Origin of the sequence: Mesorhizobium sp. (genome assembly GCF_005063415.1) — a bacterium.
In the GTDB taxonomy this organism is placed as follows: domain Bacteria; phylum Pseudomonadota; class Alphaproteobacteria; order Rhizobiales; family Rhizobiaceae; genus Mesorhizobium.
Genome location: NZ_SUEG01000033.1, coordinates 4314 through 31015 on the forward strand (window position 1 = coordinate 4314; position 26702 = coordinate 31015).

Annotated in this window: 29 protein-coding genes; 23 read left to right on the forward strand and 6 right to left on the reverse strand. The window is 62.3% G+C overall.

The genetic code is table 11. The features are described from left to right. Positions 1-535, forward strand: a 535-nt coding sequence (locus E5W70_RS11635) for a GH25 family lysozyme (RefSeq protein WP_292657889.1), incomplete at its 5' end; no start/stop codon positions are given. 123 nt (positions 536-658) lie between these two features. Further along, a complete protein-coding gene (locus E5W70_RS11640; RefSeq protein ID WP_292657892.1) occupies positions 659-1180 on the forward strand; it encodes a hypothetical protein in 522 nt (173 codons plus the stop codon). Between the two features lie 26 nt (positions 1181-1206). On the opposite strand, the gene E5W70_RS11645 is transcribed toward E5W70_RS11640, so the two are convergent. Together E5W70_RS11645 and E5W70_RS11650 are read right to left on the reverse strand one after the other, a co-directional pair. Continuing rightward, positions 1207-1884, reverse strand: a complete 678-nt coding sequence (locus E5W70_RS11645) for a uracil-DNA glycosylase (protein ID WP_292657895.1) — start codon at positions 1882-1884, stop codon at positions 1207-1209. Next, positions 1881-2462, reverse strand: coding sequence for an NYN domain-containing protein (locus E5W70_RS11650; RefSeq protein WP_292657898.1), 582 nt, complete (start codon positions 2460-2462; stop codon positions 1881-1883). The genes E5W70_RS11645 and E5W70_RS11650 overlap by 4 nt, the downstream gene beginning before the upstream one ends. Positions 2463-2741: 279 nt before the next feature. Here E5W70_RS11650 and rpoZ point away from each other — a divergent pair, with 279 nt between their 5' ends. The 9 genes from rpoZ to era all read left to right on the forward strand — a co-directional run bounded on the left by rpoZ (position 2742) and on the right by era (position 10286). Continuing rightward, positions 2742-3143, forward strand: coding sequence for a DNA-directed RNA polymerase subunit omega (gene rpoZ, locus E5W70_RS11655; protein WP_292657901.1), 402 nt, complete (start codon positions 2742-2744; stop codon positions 3141-3143). Between the two features lie 111 nt (positions 3144-3254). Beyond that, positions 3255-5483 (forward strand): bifunctional (p)ppGpp synthetase/guanosine-3',5'-bis(diphosphate) 3'-pyrophosphohydrolase, encoded by a 2229-nt coding sequence (locus E5W70_RS11660; protein WP_292657905.1) that lies wholly within the window; start codon positions 3255-3257, stop codon positions 5481-5483. Positions 5484-5549: 66 nt separating this feature from the next. Further along, entirely contained in the window at positions 5550-6128 is a 579-nt protein-coding gene (gene pyrE, locus E5W70_RS11665; protein WP_292657908.1) for an orotate phosphoribosyltransferase, read from the forward strand. A gap of 42 nt (positions 6129-6170) precedes the next feature. Then, entirely contained in the window at positions 6171-6581 is a 411-nt protein-coding gene (locus E5W70_RS11670; protein WP_292657911.1) for a VOC family protein, read from the forward strand. Positions 6582-6814: 233 nt separating this feature from the next. Further along, positions 6815-7396 (forward strand): DUF2062 domain-containing protein, encoded by a 582-nt coding sequence (locus tag E5W70_RS11675; RefSeq protein ID WP_023677769.1) that lies wholly within the window; start codon positions 6815-6817, stop codon positions 7394-7396. Continuing rightward, entirely contained in the window at positions 7393-7806 is a 414-nt protein-coding gene (gene acpS, locus E5W70_RS11680; RefSeq protein ID WP_292657921.1) for a holo-ACP synthase, read from the forward strand. The genes E5W70_RS11675 and acpS overlap by 4 nt, the downstream gene beginning before the upstream one ends. Positions 7807-7883: 77 nt before the next feature. After that, positions 7884-8633 carry a signal peptidase I gene (lepB, locus tag E5W70_RS11685; RefSeq protein ID WP_292657925.1) on the forward strand — a complete coding sequence of 250 codons (750 nt, stop codon included), beginning with the start codon at positions 7884-7886 and terminating at the stop codon, positions 8631-8633. Positions 8634-8637: 4 nt separating this feature from the next. Beyond that, positions 8638-9363 carry a ribonuclease III gene (gene rnc, locus E5W70_RS11690; RefSeq protein ID WP_292657928.1) on the forward strand — a complete coding sequence of 242 codons (726 nt, stop codon included), beginning with the start codon at positions 8638-8640 and terminating at the stop codon, positions 9361-9363. Further along, positions 9360-10286 (forward strand): GTPase Era, encoded by a 927-nt coding sequence (gene era / locus E5W70_RS11695; RefSeq protein ID WP_292657930.1) that lies wholly within the window; start codon positions 9360-9362, stop codon positions 10284-10286. The genes rnc and era overlap by 4 nt, the downstream gene beginning before the upstream one ends. A 39-nt stretch (positions 10287-10325) precedes the next feature. On the opposite strand, the gene E5W70_RS11700 is transcribed toward era, so the two are convergent. From E5W70_RS11700 to E5W70_RS33090, 3 genes are all read right to left on the reverse strand, one after another. After that, complete coding sequence (locus E5W70_RS11700; RefSeq protein ID WP_292657933.1) at positions 10326-11837, reverse strand: winged helix-turn-helix domain-containing protein; 1512 nt, start codon at positions 11835-11837, stop codon at positions 10326-10328. 87 nt (positions 11838-11924) lie between these two features. Continuing rightward, positions 11925-12728, reverse strand: a complete 804-nt coding sequence (locus E5W70_RS11705) for a type II CAAX endopeptidase family protein (protein ID WP_292657935.1) — start codon at positions 12726-12728, stop codon at positions 11925-11927. Between the two features lie 383 nt (positions 12729-13111). After that, positions 13112-13300 carry a hypothetical protein gene (locus tag E5W70_RS33090; protein WP_366509693.1) on the reverse strand — a complete coding sequence of 63 codons (189 nt, stop codon included), beginning with the start codon at positions 13298-13300 and terminating at the stop codon, positions 13112-13114. Here E5W70_RS33090 and E5W70_RS11710 point away from each other — a divergent pair. The 12 genes from E5W70_RS11710 to E5W70_RS11765 all read left to right on the forward strand — a co-directional run bounded on the left by E5W70_RS11710 (position 13299) and on the right by E5W70_RS11765 (position 24436). After that, entirely contained in the window at positions 13299-13865 is a 567-nt protein-coding gene (locus tag E5W70_RS11710) for a hypothetical protein (RefSeq protein WP_366509694.1), read from the forward strand. The genes E5W70_RS33090 and E5W70_RS11710 overlap by 2 nt on opposite strands. Before the next feature lie 278 nt (positions 13866-14143). Beyond that, positions 14144-15232, forward strand: coding sequence for a porin (locus E5W70_RS11715; RefSeq protein ID WP_292658018.1), 1089 nt, complete (start codon positions 14144-14146; stop codon positions 15230-15232). A gap of 116 nt (positions 15233-15348) precedes the next feature. Further along, positions 15349-16137 carry a DNA repair protein RecO gene (recO, locus tag E5W70_RS11720; protein ID WP_292657938.1) on the forward strand — a complete coding sequence of 263 codons (789 nt, stop codon included), beginning with the start codon at positions 15349-15351 and terminating at the stop codon, positions 16135-16137. Beyond that, positions 16134-16388, forward strand: coding sequence for a hypothetical protein (locus tag E5W70_RS11725; protein ID WP_292657941.1), 255 nt, complete (start codon positions 16134-16136; stop codon positions 16386-16388). The genes recO and E5W70_RS11725 overlap by 4 nt, the downstream gene beginning before the upstream one ends. A gap of 84 nt (positions 16389-16472) precedes the next feature. Further along, entirely contained in the window at positions 16473-19172 is a 2700-nt protein-coding gene (locus tag E5W70_RS11730) for a DUF2339 domain-containing protein (protein WP_292657943.1), read from the forward strand. Between the two features lie 60 nt (positions 19173-19232). Then, the gene (locus E5W70_RS11735; RefSeq protein ID WP_292658021.1) at positions 19233-19475 is read left to right on the forward strand and encodes a type II toxin-antitoxin system VapB family antitoxin; all 243 of its coding nucleotides are present in this window, start codon (positions 19233-19235) and stop codon (positions 19473-19475) included. Then, positions 19472-19891 (forward strand): type II toxin-antitoxin system VapC family toxin, encoded by a 420-nt coding sequence (locus E5W70_RS11740; RefSeq protein WP_292657945.1) that lies wholly within the window; start codon positions 19472-19474, stop codon positions 19889-19891. The genes E5W70_RS11735 and E5W70_RS11740 overlap by 4 nt, the downstream gene beginning before the upstream one ends. Positions 19892-20056: 165 nt before the next feature. Further along, complete coding sequence (locus E5W70_RS11745) at positions 20057-20569, forward strand: sigma-70 family RNA polymerase sigma factor (protein WP_292657948.1); 513 nt, start codon at positions 20057-20059, stop codon at positions 20567-20569. 2 nt (positions 20570-20571) lie between these two features. Further along, entirely contained in the window at positions 20572-21366 is a 795-nt protein-coding gene (locus tag E5W70_RS11750; RefSeq protein WP_292657951.1) for an anti-sigma factor, read from the forward strand. Between the two features lie 208 nt (positions 21367-21574). After that, entirely contained in the window at positions 21575-22681 is a 1107-nt protein-coding gene (locus tag E5W70_RS11755; protein ID WP_292657954.1) for a peptidase C39 family protein, read from the forward strand. Beyond that, positions 22678-24141, forward strand: coding sequence for a RimK family protein (locus E5W70_RS11760; RefSeq protein WP_292657957.1), 1464 nt, complete (start codon positions 22678-22680; stop codon positions 24139-24141). Before E5W70_RS11755 ends, E5W70_RS11760 begins: the two co-directional genes overlap by 4 nt. 22 nt (positions 24142-24163) lie before the next feature. Beyond that, a complete protein-coding gene (locus E5W70_RS11765; protein ID WP_292657961.1) occupies positions 24164-24436 on the forward strand; it encodes a DUF3303 family protein in 273 nt (90 codons plus the stop codon). Between the two features lie 83 nt (positions 24437-24519). On the opposite strand, the gene E5W70_RS11770 is transcribed toward E5W70_RS11765, so the two are convergent. Beyond that, positions 24520-26658, reverse strand: a complete 2139-nt coding sequence (locus tag E5W70_RS11770; RefSeq protein WP_292657965.1) for an EAL domain-containing protein — start codon at positions 26656-26658, stop codon at positions 24520-24522. Between the last annotated feature and the right edge of the window lie 44 nt (positions 26659-26702).

Below are 26702 nucleotides of genomic sequence, written 5' to 3' on the forward strand. Positions count from 1 at the left end.
GATCAAGGCAACTGAAGGCGGCGACCATGTCGACGATGCCTTCGCCGCCAATTTGCGTGCGGCCCGCGCCGCCGGCCTTGCCGTCGGTGCCTATCATTTCTTCACCTTCTGCAGGCCTGGTGCGGATCAGGCACGCAACTTTATCTCGGTGGTGCCGCGCGATCAGCCTTTGCTGCCGCCGGTGGTAGACATCGAGTTCGGCGGCAATTGCCCGCAGCGGCCAACCCCCGAACAGCTGAGCGCCGAACTCTCCGCCTTCCTCGGCCCGGTCGAAGCAGCGTTCGGCAAGACGGCGATCCTCTATGTGACCGACGAGGCGGCGAAAGCCTATGCCGGGCAGGTAGCCGGCCGGCCGCGCTGGCTGCGTTCGCTGGCGCTGCGGCCGGGCCATGACGACTGGATTTACTGGCAGTACCACAACCGGGGCAGCGTCGACGGCATCAGCGGTGATGTCGACCTGAATGTTCTCCAAGGCGGACCGGCGACGCTGGCCGCGTTGTTTGCGCCAGCGCCTGAAGCGATGTCGTCGGATTGACGCTATTCCTGTCCACCAAATCCTGTCCACCAAAAACAGCCTCAATGGCACGAAGACAGAACGACGAAGCCTTCGCAAATGTAGCTATTCATATCGCAGGCGGCGCCGTGCTAAGGGCATTTGATGCCGGAGCGCCCTTCATCAACCAATGACAGCAACGCCCCGCCTGCTGCGACGGACGGCGGCGACCCCCGCCTTGCATTTGTCTATGCGGAGGCGGTGCGTGGCCTCCAGCACCAGCAGGGCGTGATTGAAAGTCTCAATACGCGCGCCGGCAATCTGATCTTCGCAACCGCGTTCGCGAGTTCTCTCCTCGGAGGCAGGGCGCTCCTGGATGGCGTAGGGCCTTGGGACTGGCTGGCGCTGACATTGCTTTTTCTTATCGGGCTGCTGGTCGCGATTATGGTGTGGCCGTATTATAACTATACGTTCCGTTTCGATCCAGGGACGCTGATCCAGGACTTCGTCGATCAGCACCCTCCCGCAACCATGGACGGGATGCACCGAGCGCTTGCGCTGCGCATCAAATCCGACATGGCCAGCAATTGGCGGATCATCCAACGCCTGCGCGTCGCGCTGCAGCTCGCACTGTTTCTGTGGTTGCTGGATCTCCTGGCCTGGTTGTTCGCGATTGCCCGAATCTAGGGCTTGCCGGCGAGCCTCGTCCGACTCTATGTCTTCAGAAAAGCTTCTATCTGACTGAAGATATTAACGAACATCGCTTCCGTCAGCACGCCGGTATTGGTGTTGTAGCGCGAGCAATGATAGCTGGAAAACAGCGTGATGCCATTGGGTTGCTGCTGCCCACCATGCCGGAACGGATAGGCGGCGACGCGCTGGCCGAGCGCCCGCACGGTCGACTGGTGCGCGATCGAGCCCAGCGCCAGCACGGCGCGCAGGTTTGAAAACCGGGCGATCGTCGGCACCAGAAACGTCCGGCAGGTCGCTATCTCGGCGCCAACCGGCTTGTTCTCCGGCGGCACGCAGCGCACCGCATTGGTAATCGCCGTACCGACAAGCTCCAGCCCGTCATCTGGTCGCGCTTTGAATTCGCCGCGCGCAAAGCCGTGCGCGATCAGCGTGTTGTAGAGCAGGTCGCCGGCAAAATCGCCGGTGAAGGGGCGCCCCGTCCGGTTCGCGCCGCGCAGGCCAGGCGCCAGCCCGACGATCAGCAAGCGTACCGCATTCTCGCCTTCCGGCGGCAAAAAAGTCGGCACCGGCGCGTTGAACCAGGACGGCTCACGCCGCCGCCACTCGGCGATGAAGTCGTGCAGCCGCGGGCAGAGCGGGCAATCGCGATCGGGTTCGGGCGAGACGACCAGGGGCGCGGTCAAGGCAACGACCGTCAATAGTCTTCCTCGTCGACTTCGGCCGGCTCGGGCCGACGCACCGGCCGCTCCGACGGATCGCGGCCGACTTCATTCTTGAGCGTCATCAAGTCGATGAAATGGTCGGCCTGGCGGCGCAGATCGTCGGAGATCATCGGCGGCTGCGAAGCCATGGTCGAGACGATCGACACCTTGCGTCCGCGCCGCTGCAGCGCCTCGACCAGCGTGCGGAAATCGCCGTCGCCCGAAAAGATGACATAATGGTCGACGACGTCGGCAAGCTCGAGCGCATCGACGGTCAGCTCGATATCCATATTGCCCTTGATCTTGCGCCGGCCGGTCGAGTCGGTGAATTCCTTGGCAGGCTTGGTCACCACCTTGAAGCCGTTATAATCGAGCCAGTCGATCAGCGGCCGTATCGAGGAGTATTCCTGATCCTCGACCAGCGCGGTGTAGTAATAGGCGCGCAGTAGATAGCCGCGTTTCTGGAAGCTCGACAGAAGTTTGCGGTAGTCGATGTCAAAGCCCAGCGCGCGCGAGGTGGCGTAGAGATTGGCACCGTCGATAAAGAGAGCGATTTTTTCACGAGGATCGAACATGGAAAAATGTCCTTTTTCGAAATAAGCGGTCGTCTAAATGCGTGGCGACTATCGGCCGGTCTGATAATAGACCTGTTGGCCTTCATCGTTCGAGATAACGCCAGTTTTACGGCAATCCAAGCCACCATGCGGCACCGCAAGCAATTGTGATCGGCGCTGCGTCGTCGCAGGCGGCCCGCGTCAGAGCTGCGCGCCGCCATAAAAGCTTGTATTTTGGCGGCGTTCGGGTTATGGACCGCGCCTGTTTTCCATCAAATCCAGGCATGAAAGGGGCAACTCATGGCCCGCGTAACCGTTGAAGATTGCATCGACAAGGTCGACAACCGCTTCGAGCTGGTGCTCCTGGCCGGCCACCGCGCCCGTCAGATCAGCCAAGGCGCGCAGATCACCGTACCGCGCGACAACGACAAGAATCCGGTCGTTGCGCTCCGCGAAATCGCCGACGAGACGCTGTCGCCGGACGACCTCAAGGAAGATCTCATCCATTCGCTGCAGAAGCATGTCGAGGTCGACGAGCCGGAAGCCGACGGCGAGGCGATTGCCGACCAGACCGGCAGTGCCGTTGCGGCCACCGATGCCGACGACGTCGAGGACAACGTCACCTTCGATCGCATGACCGAAGAAGACCTGTTGGCCGGCATCGAAGGCCTGGTACCGCCGGAAAAAAGCGACGATTATTGATCTTAGCAATAACTGCCGACACTTTCGCGTCGGCAGTTTCGTGGCTATCTATGACATGCGCCGTACGCCAGTGCGGCGCATGATTCATTTCAGCATTGCGAGATCCCGCCCATGATGCGTCAGTATGAGCTTGTCGAGCGCGTGCAGCGCTACAAGCCTGACGTCAACGAGGCGCTGCTCAACAAGGCCTATGTCTACGCCATGCAGAAGCATGGCCACCAGAAGCGCGCCTCCGGCGACCCCTATTTTTCGCATCCGCTCGAAGTCGCCGCCATCCTCACCGAAATGCACATGGACGAGGCGACGATCGCCGTTGCGCTGTTGCACGACACGATCGAGGACACCACGGCGACCCGGGCCGAGATCGACGAATTGTTCGGCCCGGAAATGGGCAAGCTGGTCGAAGGCTTGACCAAGCTGAAGAAGCTCGACCTCGTCTCCAAAAAGGCCGAGCAGGCGGAGAACTTGCGCAAGCTGTTGCTGGCGATCTCGGAAGACGTGCGCGTGCTTCTGGTCAAGCTCGCCGACCGCCTGCACAATATGCGCACCCTCGACCATGTGCCGGAAGCCAAGCGCCTGCGCATTGCCGAAGAGACGATGGACATCTACGCGCCACTGGCCGGCCGCATGGGCATGCAGGGCATGCGCGAGGAGCTGGAGGAGATCGCCTTCCGCTTCATCAATCCCGAAGCCTATCGCGCCGTCACCGCACGGCTCGCCGAAATCTTCGAGCGCAACAAGGGCGTGCTGTCCGAGATCGAGAAGGCGCTGTCCACGCTGTTCGACAAATATTCGATCAAGGCCGAGGTCAAGAGCCGGCAGAAGAAGCCGTGGTCGGTATTCCGCAAGATGGAAGCCAAGGCGCTGTCGTTCGAGCAGCTGTCCGACATTTTCGGCTTCCGCGTCGTTGTCGAGACGGTCGAAGATTGCTATCGCGCGCTCGGCGCTATCCACACCACCTGGTCGATGGTGCCCGGCCGCTTCAAGGACTACATCTCCACGCCGAAGCAGAACGACTACCGCTCGATCCACACCACTATCGTCGGCCCGTCGCGCCAGCGCGTCGAATTGCAGATCCGTACCTACCAGATGAACAAGATCGCCGAATACGGCGTCGCCGCTCATTCGATCTATAAGGATACCGGCGGCAAGATGAATGGTGCCGCCCATGCGATCTCGAAGGAAACCAATGCCTATGCGTGGCTGCGGCGGACCATCGAGCAGCTTGCCGAAGGCGACAATCCCGAGGACTTCCTCGAAAACACCAAGCTGGAGCTGTTTCAGGACCAGGTATTCTGCTTTACGCCGAAGGGCATGCTGATCGCGCTGCCGCGCGGCGCCACGCCGATCGACTTTGCCTATGCCGTCCACACCGACGTCGGCGATACTTGCGTCGGCGCCAAGGTCAATGGCCGCATCATGCCGCTGATGACGGAGCTGAAGAACGGCGACGAGGTCGAGATTATCCGCTCGAAGGCGCAGGTGCCGCCGGCGGCGTGGGAATCGGTGGTCGTTACCGGCAAGGCGCGCTCGGCCATCCGCCGCGCCACCAAGAACGCTATCCGCAAGCAATATTCGGGTCTCGGTATCCGAATTCTGGAGCGCGCCTTCGAACGGTCAGGCAAGACCTTCACCAAGGAAAGCCTGAAGTCGGTGCTGCATCGGCTGGCGCGCAAGGACATCGAGGATGTGCTGGCCTCGGTCGGCCGTGGCGAACTCGCCTCCACCGATGTCATGAAGGCGGTGTTTCCCGACTACAAGGACGAGCGCGTCACGCTGGTCGCGCCCAAGCAGCGCGAGGAGGGCTGGTCGAAGATCCGCAACGCCGCCGGCATGCTGTTCCAGATTCCGGGCCGCGCCGCGCGCAAGGACAAGAACCAGCCGCGCGACGATGCGGTGCCGATCCGCGGCGTGCGCGGCGATCTGCCGGTGCGCTTCGCACCGGAGGGGGCAGTGCCTGGCGACCGCATCGTCGGCATCGTGCAGCCCGGAACCGGTATTACCATCTATCCGATCCAGTCGCCGGCGCTGCAGGCCTTTGACGACCAGCCCGAGCGCTGGATCGACGTACGCTGGGATATTGACGAGCGCACCAAGGAGCGGTTCCCGGCGCGCGTCTCGGTTACCGCCATCAACGCACCGGGTTCGCTGGCCGACATAGCGCAGGTCGTCGCATCCAACGACGCCAACATCCACACTTTGTCGATGGTGCGCACCGCGCCCGATTTCACCGAAATGCTGATCGATCTCGAAGTGTGGGATCTGAAGCACTTGAACCGGCTGCTGTCGCAGCTAAAGGACAATTCGAGCGTCAGCGACGCGCGACGCGTGAATGGGTGAATAGTGAAAGAGGGCGCTCTCACTACTCGCTACTCACCACCATTCACCGTGGACATGGAGCGAACAATGAATACCGATGAAGTGCTGGGCATTTTCCGCGAGGCCGGCGCCGTTCTCGAAGGGCATTTCATCCTGACGTCCGGCCTGCGCAGCCCGGTCTTCCTGCAGAAGGCGCGAGTTTTCATGCATGCCGACAAGACCGAGCGCTTGTGCAAGGCGCTGGCCGAAAAGATCCGCGCTGGCGTGCCCGGCAGGATCGACTACGTCGTCGGTCCCGCGATCGGCGGGCTGATCCCGGCCTATGAGACCTCGCGCCATCTTGGCGCGCCAGCGATCTGGGTCGAGCGGGAAGGGGGCGAATTCAAGCTGCGCCGTTTCGAGATCGCCAAGGGATCGCGCGTTGTCATTGTCGAGGACATCGTCACCACCGGCCTGTCGATCCGCGAGACTATCGACTGCCTGCGCGGACTTGGCGCTGAAGTCGTCGCCGCTGCGTGCATCATCGACCGCTCGGCCGGCAAGACCGATGTCGGCGTGCCGCTGATCGCGCTTGCGGAATATGAAGTTCCGGCCTATCCGGCCGACAGGCTGCCGCCCGAGCTCGCCGCCATACCGGCGATCAAGCCGGGCAGCCGCAATATCTAATGCATGTCGCCCAAAAGTGCGCAGCGGTTTTGGGACAACGACATGCATAAAAACAAGTCAAGAGGCGCTGCCGTGATCGCCGGCATAGATCATTTCGTGCTGACAGTTCGTTCGGTGGACGATACCTGCGCCTTCTATCAGCGCGTGCTTGGCTTCGAGCGCCTCGACGAGCCGGACCGACCAACGGCGCTGCTGTTTGGAACGCAAAAGATCAATGTGCATGAGGTCGGGCACACTTTCGAGCCGAAGGCCAAGGCGGCGACGCCTGGCGCCGGAGATTTCTGCTTGATTGCCACCCGGCCGCTCGTCGAGATATGTGCCAGCCTCGCCGCCAATGGCGTGGTGATAGAGGTCGGCCCGGTCGAGCGTGTCGGCGCTCGTGGCGCGATGATGTCGGTCTATTTCCGTGACCCGGATGGCAACCTCGTCGAGGTCAGCGAATATCGATCCTAAGCGGCGCTCCTTAAATTCGCCGCGATCATACCCTGTTCAGAACGGCGACACCCAGGGCTGGCGCGACCGGCCACCCAGCGGATGCCCTCGGCCTCGTTGTTCTTCGGCCAGCGCATCGCTATATCAAAGTCGTAGTTGCTTTTCGGCGACCGCAGAGCGCAGCATAGGGCTGTCGCGCCCCGGCTGGGAAAAGCCGGCGCGAAGTCATTAATGGAACTAGGAACAGGAACAGAGTGCTTTTTCGACGGCGCAAGCCTGATGGTTTTTTCGAGCGGGTGCGTACTTATTTGTGGCCGCGCCGCTCGTTCTCGCGCTCGCTGCGGTATTTCTCCAAGCGCATCCTGCGGCTTAGGGCCACGCCGCACGCCGTGGCCGCCGGTGTTGCGGCGGGCGTATTCGCGTCGTTTTTCCCGCTTGGCTTCCACTTCATCATTGCCGCCATCCTGTGCTGGCTGATCGCCGGCAATCTGGTCGCGGCAGCACTTGGCACGGTGTTCGGCAACCCCCTGACCTTTCCGCTGCTATGGGCCGCCTCCTGGGAGGTCGGCAAGCTGATCCTGCATGAACACCTGCCGGCGCATGGCCCGCCCGCCCATCTTGGCGACATGCTGCATAATCTCTCCTTTGCGCAGTTGTGGGGACCGGTGCTGAAGCCGATGACAATCGGCGCGATACCGCTCGGCCTGGTTTTCGGCCTGCTGTTTTACGGCATCACCCGCTGGGGCATGGTCACTTTCCACGAGCAGCGCCGCAAGCGTCTGGCCGAAAGAGCCGCAAAGGCTGGAAAAACCGGGCCGGAAGTTCCTGCCGAATGATTATCGGTATCGGCAGCGACCTCATCGACATCAGACGCATCGAGAAGTCGCTGGAACGTCATGGCCAGCGCTTCATCCAACGCATCTACACCGAGATCGAACAGGCGCGCTCCGAAAACCGCGCGGCGCGTGCGGCCTCCTACGCCAAGCGTTTCGCCGCCAAGGAAGCCTGTGCCAAGGCATTGGGCACCGGTATGGCGCAGGGTGTGTTCTGGCGCGACATGGGGGTCGTCAACCTGGCCAGCGGCAAGCCGGCCATGGCGCTGACCAACGGGGCGGCAGCGCGGCTGGACGAAATCCTGCCTGAAGGGCACCGCGCCGTGATCCACCTCACAATAACCGATGATTTTCCGCTCGCTCAAGCCTTTGTGATCATTGAAGCGTTGCCGGTCGAAGAAGCGCCACATTGATTGCATCTGACCACCGGCATGACGTTGCCCAGCGCGCGCCGAGACTCTATACCATCCAACGCACAATCGAGGACGACATGAGCGTGGCTGAAAAAACCCAGAAGAAATCCGGCGGACTTGGCGAAACCGTCAGCGTCATCGTCCAGGCCCTGCTGCTTGCGCTGGTGATCCGCACGCTCCTGTTCCAGCCGTTCTCGATCCCGTCAGGCTCGATGCGGCCGACTTTGCTCGAAGGCGACTATCTCTTCGTCACCAAGTGGTCCTACGGCTTCTCCCGCTATTCACTGCCGTTCGGGCCGAACATCTTTTCGGGCCGCATCTGGGGCTCAGAGCCGAAGCGCGGCGACGTGGTGGTGTTCAAGTTTCCGCCGGATCCTTCGGTCGATTATATCAAGCGCGTCGTCGGCCTGCCGGGCGACAAGATCCAGGTCAAGGATGGCCAGCTCTTCATCAACGACGTGAGCGTGCCGCGCGTCAAGGTCGGGCAGATCGACAACCGCGACATCACCGAGGAGAACGGGCCGGTCGATGTCTATCGCGAGACGCTGCCGAACGGCGTCACCTACGACACGCTCGACCTGACGCAGGCCTCGATCGGCGATAATACCAAAGAGTTCACGGTGCCGCCCGGTCACTATTTCATGATGGGCGACAATCGCGACAACTCGTCGGACAGCCGCTTCACGGTCGGCTTCGTGCCGGAGGAGAACTTGGTCGGCCGCGCCAACCTCATCTTCTTCTCGATCGCCGGCAGCGCCAGCCCGCTCGAAATCTGGAAATGGCCGTCGCAGATGCGCGCCTCGCGCCTGTTCCATTTCGTCAATTAGGGCCATGGCGGCGACGAAACGGCTGACCGCCGATGCGCTCGCCGAGGCGCTCAGGGAGCGCACCGGCCACAGTTTTGGCGACCACCAGCGCCTGCAGCGGGCGCTAACCCATGCCAGCGCTCGCGGTAGTCACGCCGGCATCGACTACGAACGTTTCGAATTCCTGGGCGACCGCGTTCTCGGCCTTGTCGTTGCCGATATGCTGCTGGCGGCATTTCCCGACGCCGCCGAGGGTGAGCTGTCGCTGAGATTGAACGCGCTGGTCAACGCCGAGGCCCTGGCGGAGATCGCCGAGGAGATCGGCCTGGCGGAACTTATTCGCGCCGGTTCGGACGTACGTGGCCTCGATGGCCGCAAGCGCGTCAATCTGCGCGCCGATGCATTGGAATCGCTGATCGCCGTGCTCTATCTCGACGGCGGGTTGGAAGCGGCCCGCGCCTTCATCCACAGATACTGGCAGCCGCGCTCGCAAGCCATCGACGCCGCCCGCCGCGATGCGAAGACCGAACTTCAGGAATGGGCGCATCAGGCGGCGGGCGCAGTGCCGGTTTATATAATCGACAGCCGCGAGGGACCGGACCACGATCCGCTGTTCACCGTCAGCGTCAAGGTCGGCGCCTATCCGCCAGCGACCGGCAGCGGGCGCTCCAAGCGCGAGGCGGAGCAGGCTGCAGCTGCGGCACTTCTGCAGCGGGAAGGCGTCTGGCTCGATCAGGGGAGTGCCGCATGACCGCCACCGAAACTCCGGCGACAGAACCTCCCGCTACCCGCTCCGGCTTCGTCGCGCTGATCGGCGCGCCCAATGCGGGGAAATCGACGCTGGTCAACCAGCTGGTCGGCGCCAAGGTGTCGATCGTGACGCACAAGGTGCAGACCACGCGCGCCATCGTGCGCGGCATTGCCACCCACAACAACGCGCAGATCGTCTTCGTCGACACGCCGGGCATATTCAAGCCGAAGCGCCGGCTGGACACCGCCATGGTGACCACAGCCTGGGGCGGTGCCAAGGACGCCGATGTCGTGCTGCTCTTGATCGATGCCGAGCGCGGCATTCGGGGCGATGCCGACGCCATCCTCGAGCGGCTGAAGGATGTCCGGCAGCCTATGGTGTTGATCCTCAACAAGGTCGATCGGGTCAAGCACGAGACGTTGCTCGCATTGTCGGCGGCAGCCAACGAAAGGGTGCCGTTCAAGCGCACCTTCATGGTTTCGGCGCTGACCGGGTCCGGCTGCAAGGACCTGCTCGACTATCTCGCCGAGACCTTGCCGGCCGGACCCTGGTACTACCCGGAAGACCAGATCTCCGATCTGCCGATGCGCCAGCTCGCGGCCGAGATCACCCGCGAAAAGCTCTATCTCAGGCTGCATCAGGAACTGCCCTATTCCTCCCACATCGAGACCGAGAAATGGGAAGAGAAGAAGGACGGCTCGGTGCGCATCGACCAGACCATCTATGTCGAGCGCGACAGCCAGAAGAAAATCGTGCTCGGCCATAAGGGCGAGACGATCCGCGCCATCGGCCAGGCGGCGCGCATGGAAATAGCAGGCATACTCGAGCAGAAGGTGCACCTCTTCCTGTTCGTCAAGGTGCGCGAGAACTGGGGCGACGATCCCGAGCGCTACCGTGAAATGGGGCTCGAATTTCCGCACTGAGCCTGTTTGGGCGATCCACCGAGCGGCCTGTTGGCCGCCTCAGGATTTTGAGCGATACCCAAGTGCCAGCGACACGCCGTCGGCAAGATGTTCTGCGTCGGAGGCGTTTTCGAACGGGATGCCCGTTCTTGCATAGTCGAGCGGCGAGAAATCGGAGCCGTCGGCGTTGATCAGCGCAGCCTGGCGCTTTGCCGCCTGCATGTCGCCCAACTGAGCGTAACAGGCGGCAAGCCGGGTGCGGATCCATGGCGTCGGTCGCGTCGCCAGCTCCAGCGCCTCGGCGGCAGTGCGGTATTCGCCCAGCATGTACAGCGCGAGCGCGCGATCGTACTGATACCAGTGAGGATGCAGCGGGTTGATGCGGATGGCGCGCGCCAGCCAGGCGAGCGCGTCGAGCGGCCGGCCGCGCATCGTCAACAGATGCCCCATCTGCTCGATACAGTCTGCGTCGCCCGGATTGAGCTCGAGCGCGATGCGTAAATGATGCTCGGCCGCCTCGTGGTCGCGCATATTGAGCCGCACCAGCGACTGGATGCGGTGTGCCGTTGCCTGGTCCGGCGACAATGCGATGCCCCGCTCGGCCAGGTCGCGGGCCTTCGTCAGAACGGCGTCGCTGATGGGTCCGAATTCGCTGTTAAGCACATGCGACAGCGCCAGATAGGTGTAAGCAAGGCCATAGGCCGGGTCTCTGACGATCGCCGCCTCGAAAAACGCTGCCGCTTCTTTCAGTTCGCTTTGCGCCGGATCGCGCAGTAAAGCGACGCCGCGCAGCACCAGTTCATGGGCGGCGAGGCTGGCTACCGGCTGCCGCGAGGCACGTTGCAGGCCGGCATTGTTCAACCGAACCACCAGCCGGCCGACGATCTTTTGGACGATCTCCTGCTGGATGGCGGACAGGCCGGCGTAGTCGGCCTGGTAGCGATCCCCCCAGAGCTGGGAAGCGCTGGCTGCGTCAACGAGATTGACCGCACAGACGATGCTGTCTGCCTGGCGCCGCACCGAACCCTCGACGAGATAATCGGCGCCGATGCGCGAACGCACGACAGGCCATTCACCAGGCGAATATGAGGCAAACGAGAAGCTCGAATTGCGCGCCAGGACCGTCAGCGTGCCGAAGCGGGCGAGGCCGTTGATAATGTCTTCGGCAATACCGTCGACGATCGCTTCGTCGGCCGGATCGGCGCCGTCATTGCGGAACCTGAGCACCGCCAGGATCGGCTGTGCGCCGGCTTCGGGCACCGGTTCGATTTCAGAGATCACCATGTAGCCGCGCTTCGATACGGTCCGTATCGTTTCTTCGCCGAGCACCTTGCGGATCTCGCGAATCGACTGCGTCAGCGAATCCTCGATGACGAAAACACCTGGCCAGACCGCATCCATCAATTCCGACTTCGGCACCACACGACCGATGTGGCGGGCGAGATGCGTCAGCAATGCGTAGGCCTTCGGCCGCAGGAAGGCCGGCTGTTCGGCCCGTCTGAGCGTACCTTTGCCCAGATCGAGCGTGAAACCGCCAAACTGAAAAACCTGGTCAGTGGCCGAAACCGCCATCGAAACGGCCCGCTCCCTGAAGCCGTGCCTGTATTGGCCTACGGCTGGAGGGCTGGGTCAAGGTCTGCCGCCGCCGAAAAGCGGCGACTAAACGGCGCCAGCGAGAGCGGGCTGCGTTGCCGACCTGCGGACGAAGCTCTCGGTGCCGTAGACGGCAACGATGGCGACCGCAGCCACCGCCCAGATCGCAACACCGATCCATTGCTGCTGCATATGGTCGGCGTCGATGAACACCTTGCCCAGGAAGCGTACGCTGTTCTGATGGGTGACGTGCATCAGAATGGCGAGAAGCACGCTACCGGTGTTCTGATAGAGCCAGGTAAATACCACTGCCGCCAGCACGACGTTGACTGTGCCGTAGACGCTGAGATCGCCGACCAGGCCGAGCGGAAAATGCCAGATCGCCCAGATCGCGCCGAGAATCAGGCTTCCGGCAAGCGCCGAATGTTTGGCCAGCAGACGCGATGTTGCAAAGCCGCGCCATCCCGGCTCTTCGCCAAGCGGGCCGCTGAAGACCGCGTACAGCGCGATGATCGGCAGTATCTCAATGACAGCTGGAATATTGCCCCAGGCCGGCGTCGCCGAGCCGAACAGCGGATTTACCAGGATCGAGGCAAGCTGCGTGCCGAATGGCAGGCCGAATGCCACCAGATACCAAAACGGAGATACCCGCCACTTCACCATGGAAGCGAGAATGGCCTTGACCGAAGTCCAGCCTCCGGAGAGGGCTGCGACGACGAATCCGGACAGCATCGGGCCGAAGGTAAACCAGGGAATGCTATCGCCATTCGACAAGTAGAACGGGATAAAGGCAAACCAGGTCAGGGCAAGCGCCAACGAAAAGAAGGCAGCCAACTGATGCTGCCGCACCAGGAGCAGGAAAGAAGTCATATCGGGCCTCTCACGGGCAGACGACAATGAGAGGTCGCCGGGCTGCCCAATCGGTCGACTTGCATCTTGAACAGCCGGCTGAATCAATCCGGGAGGCCATGCGCCGACCACGTCGGTCGACCCGTTTCTTATTGGCACCGGCGCGACCCGAAATCCTGAGCGGGTTCTGAGAAATTTCCGATATTTCATGCAGAACCGGCCAGTTAGACCGGCTGGAGCACCTGCCGACACTGCGATCGTGCATGGTTCCCGTTCGTCGTCTCTCCGTCACACATCCTGCCTATAGCCTGTGCGAAAGGCCGGCTTCCGAGCAAACCGGAACCGGCAGGCAAACAGCCAGATCAGGACATGACCGGGACTTGGAATCGCATCGACCCCATCCGTCAGACCGAGTTTGCAAACGCCGTCGCTGTTGAGATCGAGCGCGTGCTGGCGCGGCAAGGCAAGGTGACGAACAGCGATGCGGTCGTTGCAGCGGGCAGGGTCGCCGGCGCCGTTGCCGCCGCCGTCGCTTTGCTTGCGCCGACCGACATCAGCGCGATCGATACCATGCAGGAAAGATTGCCCGGCATGGCGTCGCGTTTCGTGCGGATATTGGCGGCCGAAGCGACGGAACGCAGTGCCCGGACGCCTCTGGCGACGGCGCACGGAGGCCGAGGGGCAGACATCCGACCCCTGGCCGGAACGGGCGATCGCGATGCGATGCGGGTCGAGGACTGGGCCGGTCGGGTTGCCGGGTCGACATTCCTGCAGGAAAATCTCGGCATATCGCGCTCGACCCTGCATCGCTGGCAGCGGAGCGGCACGGTCGTTGCGTTGCGCACCGGTGGCCGCAAGCATGTATTTCCCCTGGCCCAGTTCATCGACGGCAGGCCGGCGCCGGGTATCAAGGAGGTGTCGTCCGCGATGCCCGATCCGCGGCGTGCCTGGTCGTGGCTGATCGGCCCCGCGCCCGGCCTTGCCGGACGTATTCCCATTGAAATGCTCAAACAGGATCTGGTCGCGGAAGTCGTTCTTGCCGCACAGAACGCAGCGATGGCGAAGTTGGCTCGATTTTCGCCGCCAACGTTAGAAGTATATTCCAAAAAAGAACACGTAAAAGGAATGCGTTCGGATTCTGACCAATTTTCCGGCTAATGGCATGAGTATATTTTCGTACAATTGTGACAAATGTCTCGTTTGTGCCAGGAGAAAACGTGAAGAAAATATGAAGTGATATTTGCGCAACATGGATTTCTTCTGTTATTCAAACATTGATTATCTTTGGAATCGTCATTGAGACTGGAATACGGATGAGTATGTTCGCCGCCTGAAGAGGGGGTGCGGTGCGCGCCTTTTTCGACGTGGGTGAGGCGTTCAGCCGTTCAACCCATGAATCCAAAGCCATTTTTAACTTTGACTGGAGAGGTCAGAAAATGAATATCAAGAGCCTTCTTCTCGGCTCAGCCGCGGCATTCGTCGCGGTCTCCGGTGCGCGCGCCGCCGACGCCGTCGTCGTCGCCGAGCCGGAACCCGCTGAATACGTCAAGATTTGCGACGTCTACGGTGCTGGCTACTACTACATCCCCGGCACCGAGACCTGCCTGCGCATCGGCGGCTATGTCCGCTATGACGCCAGCTTCGGCGACGGTGGCCGCGTTTTCGACGGCGCGACGACACACGACCTTATGGACGGTGACGAGCAGCAGACCTGGAACAAGAATGCCCGCTTCAATCTGAAGACGTGGACCGGCCAGGAAACCGAACTCGGCACGTTGAAGACGTACACCGAGACCCGTTTCAACTTCGGCAATACCAAACGCACCGTGAGCGGTGTTGATTTCAGCGTGCAGGACAACAAGGCGGTTACCCTGAACTTCGCCTGGATCCAGCTTGGAGGTTTCCGCGTCGGTAAGGATGAAACTGTCTATGATTCGTTCATCGGCTACGCCGGCAGCGTCGTCCAGGACACTATCATTCCTTACGGTACCAAGGACACCAACCTGATCAGTTACTATTTCGACGGCGGTAATGGCTTTACGGCAGTCGCCTCGGTCGAAACGGGCTCCGGCGCTGACCAGTCGATCGACAGCTACGTTCCGTTTGTCGTCGGCGGCGTGAAATACAAGGGTGACTGGGGTGCGATCACCGCGGTCGGCGCCTATAACAGCACGTCGGAAGAATGGGCCGGCAAAGCTCGCCTCGACGTCAAGCCGATTACTGACCTGACCCTGTTCGTGATGGCGGGCTACGGCAGCGACGACAACGTCGCAAAGAACTTTTACAAACCGTGGACTGGCAACTTTGCCGTCTGGGGCGGCGGCAGCTATGCCGTCAACAAGAAGACCGCTTTGAACGCCCAGGTCTCCTATACCGACGACAAAGACTTCGCCGTTGCGGCCAACGTCGCCTACACCATCGTTCCTGGTTACACGATCACCGCCGAAGTCGATTATTACGACAATTTCGATGCCGACGATGCCGACGCAATCGGCGGCATCTTCCGCTTCCAGCGCTCGTTCTGATCAAACGACGATCTCGCAAAAAACGGCCCGTAGCGATACGCTACGGGCCGTTTTGGTTTGGCGGCGGATAAGTCGTCATCTTGATTTCGCCATCCAACCGGTGACAAGCTCTCATCATGGAATGGCGCGACGAGGGAATCATTCTCGGCACCCGCAAGCATGGCGAAACCAGCGCCATTCTCGAGGTGATGACACGTGCGCATGGCCGCCATCTCGGTCTCGTGCGCGGCGGCCGTTCGCGCAAACAGCAGCCTGTTTTGCAGCCCGGCAATCGCGTCGACCTGTTGTGGCGGGCGCGGCTCGACGAGCATCTCGGCACCTTCCAGGTCGAGGCCATCGAGATGAACGCCGCCCGGCTGATGGACAGCGCCGTTGCCGTCTACGGCCTGCAGACGATGGCCGCGCATTTGCGTCTTCTGCCTGAGCGCGACGCCCATGGCGGTCTCTATGAGACGCTTGCGGTGATGATCGCTCATCTCGACGATGCCGATGCCGCCGGCGAGTTGGTGGCCCGCTTCGAACTGCTGGTACTCGACGAACTCGGTTTCGGCCTCGATCTCAGCCAGTGTGCATCGACCGGCACCAGGCAGGACCTTGCCTATGTCTCGCCGAAATCCGGCCGCGCCGTGTCGCGGGCGGCGGGCGCGCCGTGGCGCGACAAGATGCTGGCGCTGCCTGCCTTCCTGCAGCGCGGCTCCGGGCTGCGCGCCGATCCGGCGGCGATCGAGGACGCTTTCCGGCTGACCGGCTTCTTTTTGACCCGCCATGTCTACGAGCCGCGCGGCATCGAGCCTCCCGGCGCCCGCGCCGGCTTTCTCGCCGCCTTGCGCAGGCATCATGCACCCGGCCATGAATCCGGCAAGGCAAGCGCCGGGGAAACTGCCACCGGGGAAACCACCAGATGAGCGAAGTTGAACCTGATCCCGACAATTTTCGCCGCACCATTCCGCAGGTGGGCGAGGCCTGTGCGACGGCCGAGTTCAAAGTGAATTTGACGCGGCCGATCACGCCAAGGACGGGCGAGGTGGAATGTGGTGCACAAGGCCGCACGCTGGCGGTTTCGGAAGCGGCGCTGAAGGACGCCAATGGCAAGCTGCTGGCTTTCGGCACCGAAACATGCTCGATCTTTGCGGCGGCCAATCTGGCGGCACGTTGAATGGACCGGCCGTTTGGCCGCCGCATTTGAATGTCACTGAAGATTGAATGTCAGTGACAACTGGCTTGGTTTGGGGGAACCGCCATGTTTGAAAGCCTGATTGGCCTCGTCGCCATCATCGCCCTGTTCGTCATCATTTCACGCCAGCAGAGCCGCATCGGCCTGATCGAGCGCGAGCTTGGCGCCTTGCGCAGCCTTGTGCTTTCAGGCACGCCTGTGCTGCCGCCGCAAGCCAAGGAACCGGCTGCAAACGACAGCAAATCGGCGGATGCCGCAATGCCGCCGGCGGCCGCAGCCAACATGGCCGCATCGCCAGGGACCGCAGCGGTAGCATCAGCCACAGAGGCCGATGCCGATACAACGGCGCCGTCCGCACCGGAGTCGGCGCAACCGGCGGCAGCGGCGAAGGCCGCCCGCCAGTCCGACGTCGAAACGGCTCTCGGTACCCGCTGGGCGGTCTGGGTCGGCGGCATCGCGCTGGCGCTGGGCGGCCTGTTCCTGATCCGCTACACCATCGAGGCCGGCATTTTCGGGCCACGCGTGCGGCTTGCCATGGCGGCGGCACTCGGGCTGGTGCTGGTCGCCGGCGGCGAGTTCATCCGGCGCACCGGCTTCAGGGTGCCGGTGCAAGGTGCCGCCGGTGCCTATATCCCGGCGATCCTGACGGCGGCCGGCGCCTTCATCCTGTTCGGTACCGTCTACGCGGCGTACAGCATTTATGGCTTCATCGGCCCGACGCTCGCTTTCACGCTGCTCGGCGCCATCGGCGTGGCGACGATCGCGGCTAGCCTGGTCCACGGTCAGGCGCTGGCCGGCGTCGGCCTGCTCGGCGCCATGGTGACGCCGCTACTGGTCGCCTCGCAGGCGCCCAATCCGTGGGCGCTGTTCGGCTACCTGGCGATCGTGCTCGCCGCCACCGGCGTCATCGCCCGCATCCGCGACTGGAGGCTTTTGATGGCGGCGGCTTTCGTCGCTAGCGGCATCTGGACCATCCTCTACATGACCGACGCGCCGGCGGCCGACCTTTCAGCGATCCTCTTCATCAACGCGGCGACCCTGGCCGTGCTTGCCTTTGTCTGGCTTGGCCGTCGCGGCGAAGCGGTCGCCGGCAGCGGCTTCGATTGGCCGTCGATCGCGCCGGGCTTCTTCGTCGGCCTCTCGGCGCTGGCCCTGTTCGTCGATCCGGTCTTTGCCGCCGCCGGCGATGCCTTGCAGGGCGCAGCCCTTGTCGCAGCCCTGGTGGCGGTGGCGCTCTATCGGCCGCGGGCGCTGGCACTGCTGCACGCCGCCGGGCTGGCGACGGTGCTGGTCTATCTCGGCATCATTCCGCCGACCACGGTCGCCGTCGATTTTTCGGGCGGCGCTCTCGGTGTCGATGGCGTGCCGGTTGTGGCGTCCGATGCCTTGATGCTCAGGATCGGCATCGCGCTGGGCCTGGTCTTCATCGGCGCCGGCTTTTGGGCGGCGCGCCGTTTTGCGGCCCCTGCCTGGCTGCGTGCCGCCGCATGGGCGGCCTGGAGCGCTGTCGCGCCACTGGTCATCCTGCTGGCGCTCTGGTCTACCTTCGGCAATCTCGACCGTGACCTTGCTTATGCGGCGGTCGCAGCCGTTTTGGTCGGAGTCTTCGTCGCCGGCGGCGAGTGGATAGCGCGCGGCGAAGCGCCGCCGCTAACCGGCGGCGCTGCTGTCTCCCTCGCGCTCGGCGGGGCGGCGATTGCCGGCCTGCTGATGCTGCACATGGCCTTTGGTTCGGGCTGGACAACCACCCTGCTCGGAGCAGCCGCCGTCGTGCCGGCGCTGGCAACGCGCTGGCGTAGCTATCCGGTGCTTGGCTGGATTTCGGTTGGTGCGGTGATTGCCGTGCTCGGCCGCGTTGCCTTCGACCCGACCATCGTCGGTGCCGAGTTCCTGTCGAAGACGCCGGTGTTCAACTGGCTGCTGCTTGGATATGGCGTGCCGGCGCTCGCCTTCGGCTTTGCCGCCTGGCAACTCGCCCGCACCACCAATGGCCGGCCGCGCCTCGCCGTGGAGGCCGGCGCCGCGCTGTTTGCCCTGCTCACCGTCGCCATGCTGGTGCGCCATGCCATGCATGGCGGCGTCATCGATACGGCTGCTGCGACGCTTGCCGAACAGGCGATCTACACGCTGATCGCAATCGGTGCGGGTGCCATCATGGTCGCCATAGACATGCGCTCGCCAAGTTCGGTGCTGCGCTACGGCTCGATTGCAGCGGGCGTGGTCTCGGTCGCTTTCATCGTCCTCCAGCATTTTCTGGCGCTGAACCCGTTGCTGACGGATGAATCGACCGGCAGCATTCCGGTGTTCAACCTTCTGCTCCTCGCCTACCTCTTGCCGGCGGTTGCGGCAGGCGCATTGGCACTCTATGCCCGTGACAAGCGGCCGCAATGGTATGCGGCGATGCTGGCGGTGGTGGCGGCGGTGCTCGCGTTTGCCTATGCCACGCTGTCGGTCAGGCGCCTGTTCAAGGGCGAGTTCATCGGGCTGTGGAGCGGTCTCGGCCAACTCGAGACCTATACTTATTCGGCACTGTGGCTGGTCATCGGCGTGGTGCTGCTCACCGCCGGTGTCTGGCTGAAGTCCCAGGTGCTGCGCATAGCATCGGCGGCGCTGATCTCGGTCGCCGTGCTCAAAGTCTTCGTCTTCGACATGTCGGAGCTGGAAGGCGTGCTGCGGGCGCTGTCCTTCATCGGCCTCGGCGCGGTGCTCATCGGCATCGGCTTGTTCTATCAGCGTCTGCTGACAAGAGCAGCGAAAGGGACGTAAGGGTCAAGTTGCATGAATATTCAAGATGGAATATGTGAATATTCCAAAGGAGATATTCAGTTGCCTCTCTATATTCGCGACGACGAGGTGGATGCGCTGGCCGCAAAACTGCAGCGTGAGACCAACGCCCCGAGCAAGACGGAAGCAGTGCGGACCGCGCTTTTGCACGAGCTCGAGCGCAACCGCGCCCGCAAGCCCCTGCGCGACAGAATTGCGGCGCTACAGGCCAGGTATGCTGCGTTGGGGCCGCCCGATCCCAACTTCGACATGAAGGCGTTCACCGACGAGATGTGGGAAGATTGATGTTCGTCGATGCGTCGGTCATCGTCGCCATTCTCGCCAAGGAACCGGGTTGGGCGGAATTGCTCAAGCGAATCTCTGGTGCCGGCAGTCCGCTGCATATTTCTGCGCTTGTTCGGCTCGAGGCGACACTTGCCCTTGGACGCATAAACGCCGTTTCCAAAAAGCCGACGCCCGAATTGCTGGCCGTGGCGCGCGATCTGGTCGATTCGTTCATTGTCGAAATCAGTGCCCGCAATGTACCTATCGACGAGGACATCGGCGCGCGCGCTACCGACGCGAGCATCCGCTACGGCAAGGCGGTCGGTCATCCGGCCGATCTCAATTTTGGCGATTGCTTCGCCTACGCCTGCGCAAAGGCCCTAAATCTTCCGTTGCTCTACAAGGGCGACGATTTTCTTCAGACGGATCTGGCGTAACCGGCGTTTTGACAATCGGATGCAAGCCGGGAATAAACCTGCCACTGGCAGCGTTATTCAGTTGCTTGGGTGACCGGGGCGGCGGACCGCTTCGCGCTGGCCGCTTGCGCCGCGCTGCAAAGGCGCGTTCAATCACCACGGACAGGGGCCCCAGAACCAGCGGTCATGGACGAAAAGAAGGCAGCAATCCTTGGAGAAATACCGCGTCTGCGCCGCTATGCACGCTCGCTGTTGCGCGACCGCGATTCCGCCGACGATCTCGTCCAGGATTGTCTCGAGCGGGCGCTTGTGCGGCTCGACAATTGGCAGACAGGAGAAAGCCCCAGGAGGTGGCTGTTTACGATCATGCACCATTTGTTCATCGACCAGATGCGCAAGGTGAACCGGCGCGGCGAGGCGGCGATGCTGCCGCTCGAGGCAAGCGAGGCGCAGGCAGCACCCGCCGAGCAGGTCGAGAGCATCGCCTCACGCGAGATCGTCGACGCGCTGCAGGCGATCAGCCCGGACCGGCGCGCGGCGCTTGTGATGGTCGCCATCGAAGGGTTTTCCTATGCCGAAGCCGCCAACATCCTTGGAGTTCCCGCCGGCACCTTAATGTCGCGCATCGCGCGCGGGCGTGAGGAACTGCGCGCGCTGCTGGATGATACCGCGCGCCGCCGCTCGATAAGGATCGTCTAGAAATGAGCCGGCGCGATTTCTCCGAACGCGACATCCACATGGCTCTCGATGGCGAGTTGCCGGGCGACGAGCGGACGGCCTATGAGGCATGGCTCGAGGCCAATGCCGAGATGAAGGCCAAGAGCGCACGCTACGCCGCCGACCGGGCAGCGTTGCGCGCAGCCTTTAACGGCGTGCTGGACGAACCCGTCCCGGTGCGGCTGAGCAAGGTGGTGCAAGGCGAGGCGCCGGTGGTGAGAGCGGCGCCGTCGCGCTCGCGTTGGTGGCTTGCGGCCGCCGCTGCCGCTATCCTGGTGATTGGCGGCGCTGGCGGCTATCTTGCCGGCATCGGCCGCCTTGGCCTGGAAAACACGGCCGAGGACCAGCTTGCCGAAGAGGCGATCGCCGCCCACGTCATCTATGCCGCCGAAAAGCGGCATGCGGTGGAAGTGCCGGCAAGCGACAAGGATCATTTGCAGAGCTGGTTGTCGAACCAGGTGGGTTTGAAGCTCGTTGCACCGGATCTGGCGGCGCAAGGATTCCAACTGGTCGGTGGCCGGCTGCTGCCTGCCGGCCAGGGCAAGGCCGCGATGCTGCTTTATGAGGACGACAAGGGCGAGCGCATATCACTCTTCGTCACCGCCGAATCGGCAGCCAAGGCCAAGGGCACTTATGGGTCGGAGGAAGATGGTCCTGCGGCTGTCTACTGGCTGGACAAGGGTTATGGCTGCGCCGTCGTCGGCTCGCTGCCGCGCGAGCGGCTGGCCGCGGTGGCCAAGAGCGCCTATGGCCAGCTTCTGGCGGGCTTGCAAAGCTAATCAGGCTCTCGTTTTTCCGGAGCCGCGCCCATACTTAAACACGGAGGTCCTTCAAAGCCTTTCCGCGACCTGCCTGCCGTCAAAACTGTCACAATTCGGCCCTAATCGAGGTGCGATAGCGCTTGCTGAATGCTGGCACTTCGGCTGGTGTGACCGATGTTTAGACTAGGGCCGTTTCCACAACCCAATCGAGGTTTTCTCAGCCCGCATGCCTGCCGAGATTCGCAAGGCCCGCGCGTCCGACGTCGATGACCTCGCCGCCATCGAAAAAGCCGTTTTCTCGAGCGATCGCATTTCTCGCCGCTCCTTTCGCCAACTGATCGAACGCGACACCGCCGAACTGCTGGTTGGCGAAAGCGATGGCCGCGTCGCCGGCTATGCAGTCGTGCTGTTTCGCAAGGGCAGCGGCGTCGCGCGGCTTTATTCGATCGCCGTCGGTCCATTTTTCGGCGGCCGTGGCGTTGGCCGGCTGCTGCTGGAAGAGGCCGAGGCCGCCGCTTTCGAGCACGGCCGCATGATGCTTCGTTTGGAAGTCCGCCAGGACAATCCGCGCGCGATCCAGATCTACGAGCAGAGCGGCTACCGCAAGATCGGCCGCGAACTGGACTATTACGAGGATGGCGCCACGGCGCTGCGCTATGAAAAGACCTTGCGCGGCGACATTCCGGTCGCCACCGAAGTGCCGTTTTATCAGCAGACTTGCGAATTCACCTGCGGACCATGCTGCCTGATGATGGCGATGGCTTACTTCGGCCCCGGATTCGTGCCGGACCCGGTGATGGAAATCCGGCTGTGGCGTGAGGCGACGACCGTTTTCATGATGTCCGGCCCCGGCGGCTGCGAGCCGTTCGGGCTTGCCGTCGCCGGCTATGAGAGCGGGCTTGCTGCTGAGATCTATGTCTCCTTCTACGGCGCGCTGTTCCTGCAGTCGGTGCGCAGTGAAGACAAGCGCCGGGTGATGGAACTGGCGCAGGTCGACTTTCGACGCCGCGCGGAACTTTACGGCATCCCGGTGAATTACCGTTCATTCGGGCTTGACGACATTCGCACCGCGATCGCAGAGGGAAAACTGGTACTGGTCCTGATCAGCGGCTTCCTGATGTTCGGCAAGAAGGTTCCGCACTGGGTATTGGCCATCGGTGACGATGGCGATCATATCCTGATCCACGACCCCTGGGTCGAGGACGAGCGGCAGGAGACGATCCTCGATGCTGCCAACATTCCCGTGCCTTACGGCATCTTCATGAACATGGCGCAATTCGGCCGCGACGGATTGCGCGCCGCCATCACTCTCGGAAAGCGCGACAGCCAATGACCTGGGTCATCCTTACCGGCCGGCAGAACGATCTCGATCAGGTGGCGACGCCGCACAAGATCATCACCAATCGCGACTACCTTGCCCATCCGGCACTGTTTCGCGGTCAGCGGCCGAAGGTTATCAACCTGTCGAACAATTACGGCTACCAGAGCCGCGGCTATTACGCTTCGCTGCTCGCCGGTTCGCGTGGCCACAAGGTCATCCCGACTGTCGAGACGATGATCGATCTGTCGGAGCGCAAGCTCTACGAGCACGCGTTGCCGGAACTCGAACTCGCACTCAACAAGTGCCGCAAGGATTTGGGCGGCGCTTTCCCGCAGAAGGTCTGCATCTTCTTCGGCATAGGACCGTCCAGGATCTGGGACCGCTTCGCCAAGCTGCTGTTCGACTGGTTTCGTGCCCCGGCGCTCGAGGTCCACATCAGGGACAGCGCCGAATGGGCCTCGATCCGCAAGATCGGCTTCCATCCTCTGGCCAGGATGACCGAGGACGAGGAAACGCACTTTCTCCAGTGCCTGGAGACCTACACCAACCGCGAGTGGCGCGACACCAAGGGCCGCACGCCGGCGCGCTACACTTTCGCCACGCTGGTCGATCCGCATGAGGAACTGCCGCCGTCGGAGATTTCGTCGCTGCGCCACTGGGCCAAGATCGCTGAAAAGATGGGCGTCGAAATCGAGCCGATCACCAAGCGGGATCTGGCCAAGCTCGCCAACTACGACGCGCTGTTCATCCGCGAGACCACCTCGATCTCCAACCACACCTACCGCTTTGCCCGCCGCGCCCAGCAGGAAGGTATGCCGGTCATCGACGATCCGCTGTCGATGATCCGCTGCACCAACAAGGTCTATCTCAACGAGCTGATGACCTACAACAAGGTACCGGTGCCGCCGACGGTGATGATTGCCGGCACCTCGGACCTGGAAGTTGCGGCACAGACGCTGGGCTTCCCCCTGGTGCTGAAGATCCCGGACTCCTCGTTTTCGCGCGGCGTCAAGAAATGCGGCACCTTCGAAGAGTTGAAAACGCTCGCAACCGAATGGCTGGAGGATTCCGACCTCCTGATCGCACAAAAATTCATTCCGACGGAATATGACTGGCGCGTCGGCGTCCTCGGCGGCCAACCTTTGTTTGCCGTCCATTATCTGATGGCCAAGAAACATTGGCAGATCGTCAATCATAAGGCCAACGGCAAGCCCGACCAGGGCGGCATCAAGACCTTCACCCTGAAGGAAGCGCCGGCCCATGTCGTCGAGACGGCGGTGAGCGCGGCGCGCTGCATCGGCGACGGCCTCTACGGCGTCGACCTCAAGGAAACCAAGGACGGCGTCTTCGTCATCGAGGTCAACGACAACCCCAACCTCGACCACGGCTGGGAAGACTCCGGCGAGAAAGACGACGTCTGGGTGCGGCTGACGCAGTGGTTCCTGGAGCGGCTGGACCGGCCGGGCCGATGACATCCGAATTGAGGGGAAAAAGATGCTGTTCTTCGTAACCGAGGATTTTCGCGGCTGCGACCGTGAGGAGATCTACCGCCGTTTCCGCGACCAGGGCCGCCTGAAGCCGGACGCGCTCCTCGTGCACCACAGCTGGATCGCAGCGGACATGAGCCGCTGTTTCCTGCTGGTGGAAGCCGATGACATCACGCTCCTGCAGCGGTGGGTCATCGAATGGGCGGATCTGGTCGAATTCGAGATCGTTCCCGTGGCGACGAACAAGGATATGGTGGAGGCATTGAGCGGACACCTCTGACCCGCGCTTCGACGAGCAATATCCAGAAATTGTATTGATGGCAGATGTCCAGGCTGAGCCGCCGGCTCGCCAGGCTGCCGCACTCAGCCGGATTGCCGGATCGTCGCGCTCGACCTCAGCAGCCGATTGATGTCCGACGCATTTGACGGCACGCCGATCAAATAGCCTTGAGCCTCGACGCAGCCCTCCTTTTTCAGGAATTCAAACTGCGCTTCGGTCTCGACACCTTCGGCGGTGACGGTGATGCCCAGCTGTGCGCCAAGCCCGATGATGGTGCGCACGATCGCCGCGGTATCGCGGCTGTCGATATCGCTGATGAAGGAACGATCGATCTTGATCTTGTCGACGGGAAAGCGCCTGAGGTAGCCCAGCGAGGAATAGCCGGTGCCGAAATCGTCCAGTGCGATGCGGACGCCCAGATCGCGTAGCTGCCTGAGTGTCTTGAGCACCAGATCGCTCTCGTCCATCAGCACCGTTTCGGTGATTTCCAGTTCAAGCCGGTTGGCCGGCACGCCCGAGAACGCCAGTGCCGAAATGACGCTGCGGGCAAAGGTACCGCTTTTGATCTGCACGGCGGAGACATTGACTGCGATGCGCCAAGGCGCCCAGCCTGCCGCGGTCGTGCAGGCTTTTCGCAGCGCCCATTCTCCAAGCGGCACGATCAGCCCAGTCTCCTCGGCGGCCGGAATAAAGTCGTCCGGCCGCACCAGGCCGCGCACCGGCGAACGCCAGCGCATCAAGGCTTCGGCACCGGCGATTTCGCCGGAGGCGATATTCATGATCGGCTGGAAATCCAGCTCGAATTCGCGGCGCGACAGCGCTGCCCTGAGATCGATTTCGAGCGCCCGGCGTGCCCGCACCATCGCGTCCATGGCTGGTTCGAAGAAGCGGTAGAGGTTGCGCCCTTCGCTCTTTGCCCGATAGAGCGCCATATCGGCGTTTTTCAGCAACGTGTCGGCGTCCTTGCCGTCATTCGGAAACAGCGCGATGCCAAGACTGATGCCGACGCGCATGTCGTGTCTCTTGTCGCGAAACGGCTTTCCGATGATCTCGACGATGCGTTTGGCCAGCTTTTCCGCGTCGCCCGGGCTTTTGAGATTGAACTGGATGATGACGAATTCGTCGCCGCCGAAGCGGGAGACAACGTCCGTTTCATTGCGCAGGCACCGTTGCAGCCGTTCGGCCACGCATTTCAGCAGCCAGTCGCCGGCGGGGTGTCCCCAACTATCATTGACTGCCTTGAAGTGGTCGAGGTCGAGCGAGAATATCGCCAGCGATCCGTTTGTCGTCTCGCTGAGGGCTTGGTCCAGCCGTTCGCGAAGCATAGAGCGATTGGGCAGGTTGGTCAGTGTGTCGTGGTGCGCGAGATGGGTCATGCGCTCTTCCACACGCCTGCGCTCGGTGACGTCGTCGAACGTCGCGACCCAGCCGCCGCCGCTCATCGGCCGGCGCGCAACCAGCAGCGTTCTGCCGTCAGCGAGATGGCGATGCGTTACGTGTGTTTTGCCCGCCCGCAGGCAGGCTTCGATTTGCGAGATTTCGCTGTCGGGGTCGAGTTTTGTATAAATGCCGAGTTCCAGCAGCCGCTTGAACGCATCATGGTGACTCATGCCAAGCGGGAAGTCGGCCGGCCTGACATGATAAAGTTCCAGGAAACGTTCGTTGCGCACGATCAGCTTGCCGTCCGCATCGTACATCAAAAGGCCTTGCGACATGTTGGCAAGAGCCGCGTCGAAACGGCGGTGCTGCTCCTTCAACTCCTGCTCGGCGCGCCGTTGCTCGGTGATGTCCTCGTAGATCGATACCCAACCGCCTGACGCCAGCGGCCGGTGCGAAATGTTGACGATACGCCCGTCTGCAAGCGTTTCCTCATAGGTGGAAGGTTTTGCCTGGTCGATATAGGGCTTGCGGATGGCATAGAGTTGCTCAGCGCTTTGCGAGGCGATGCCGATATCCATGCTGTGCTGGAGGATGTCGAAAAACCGGATGCCGGGCCGCACCACTTCGGCGTCGAGGCGAAAGATGCTGATATAGTTCCTGTTGCAGATGATCATCCGTTCATCGGCATCGAACATGCACAGGCCATGCGACATGTTCTCGACCGCTGCCGAAAAACGCTCGTTCTGTTCGCGCAGCTCGTCTTCAATAGGTTGCGGCTGACCAACGCCTTTGGCCCTCCGTCGGCGGACGGACGAACCAGCCTTGATACCGGCAACGGGCATGAGGCAAGCCTATGGACCATGGTTAACCACGGCACTGTTGTCCC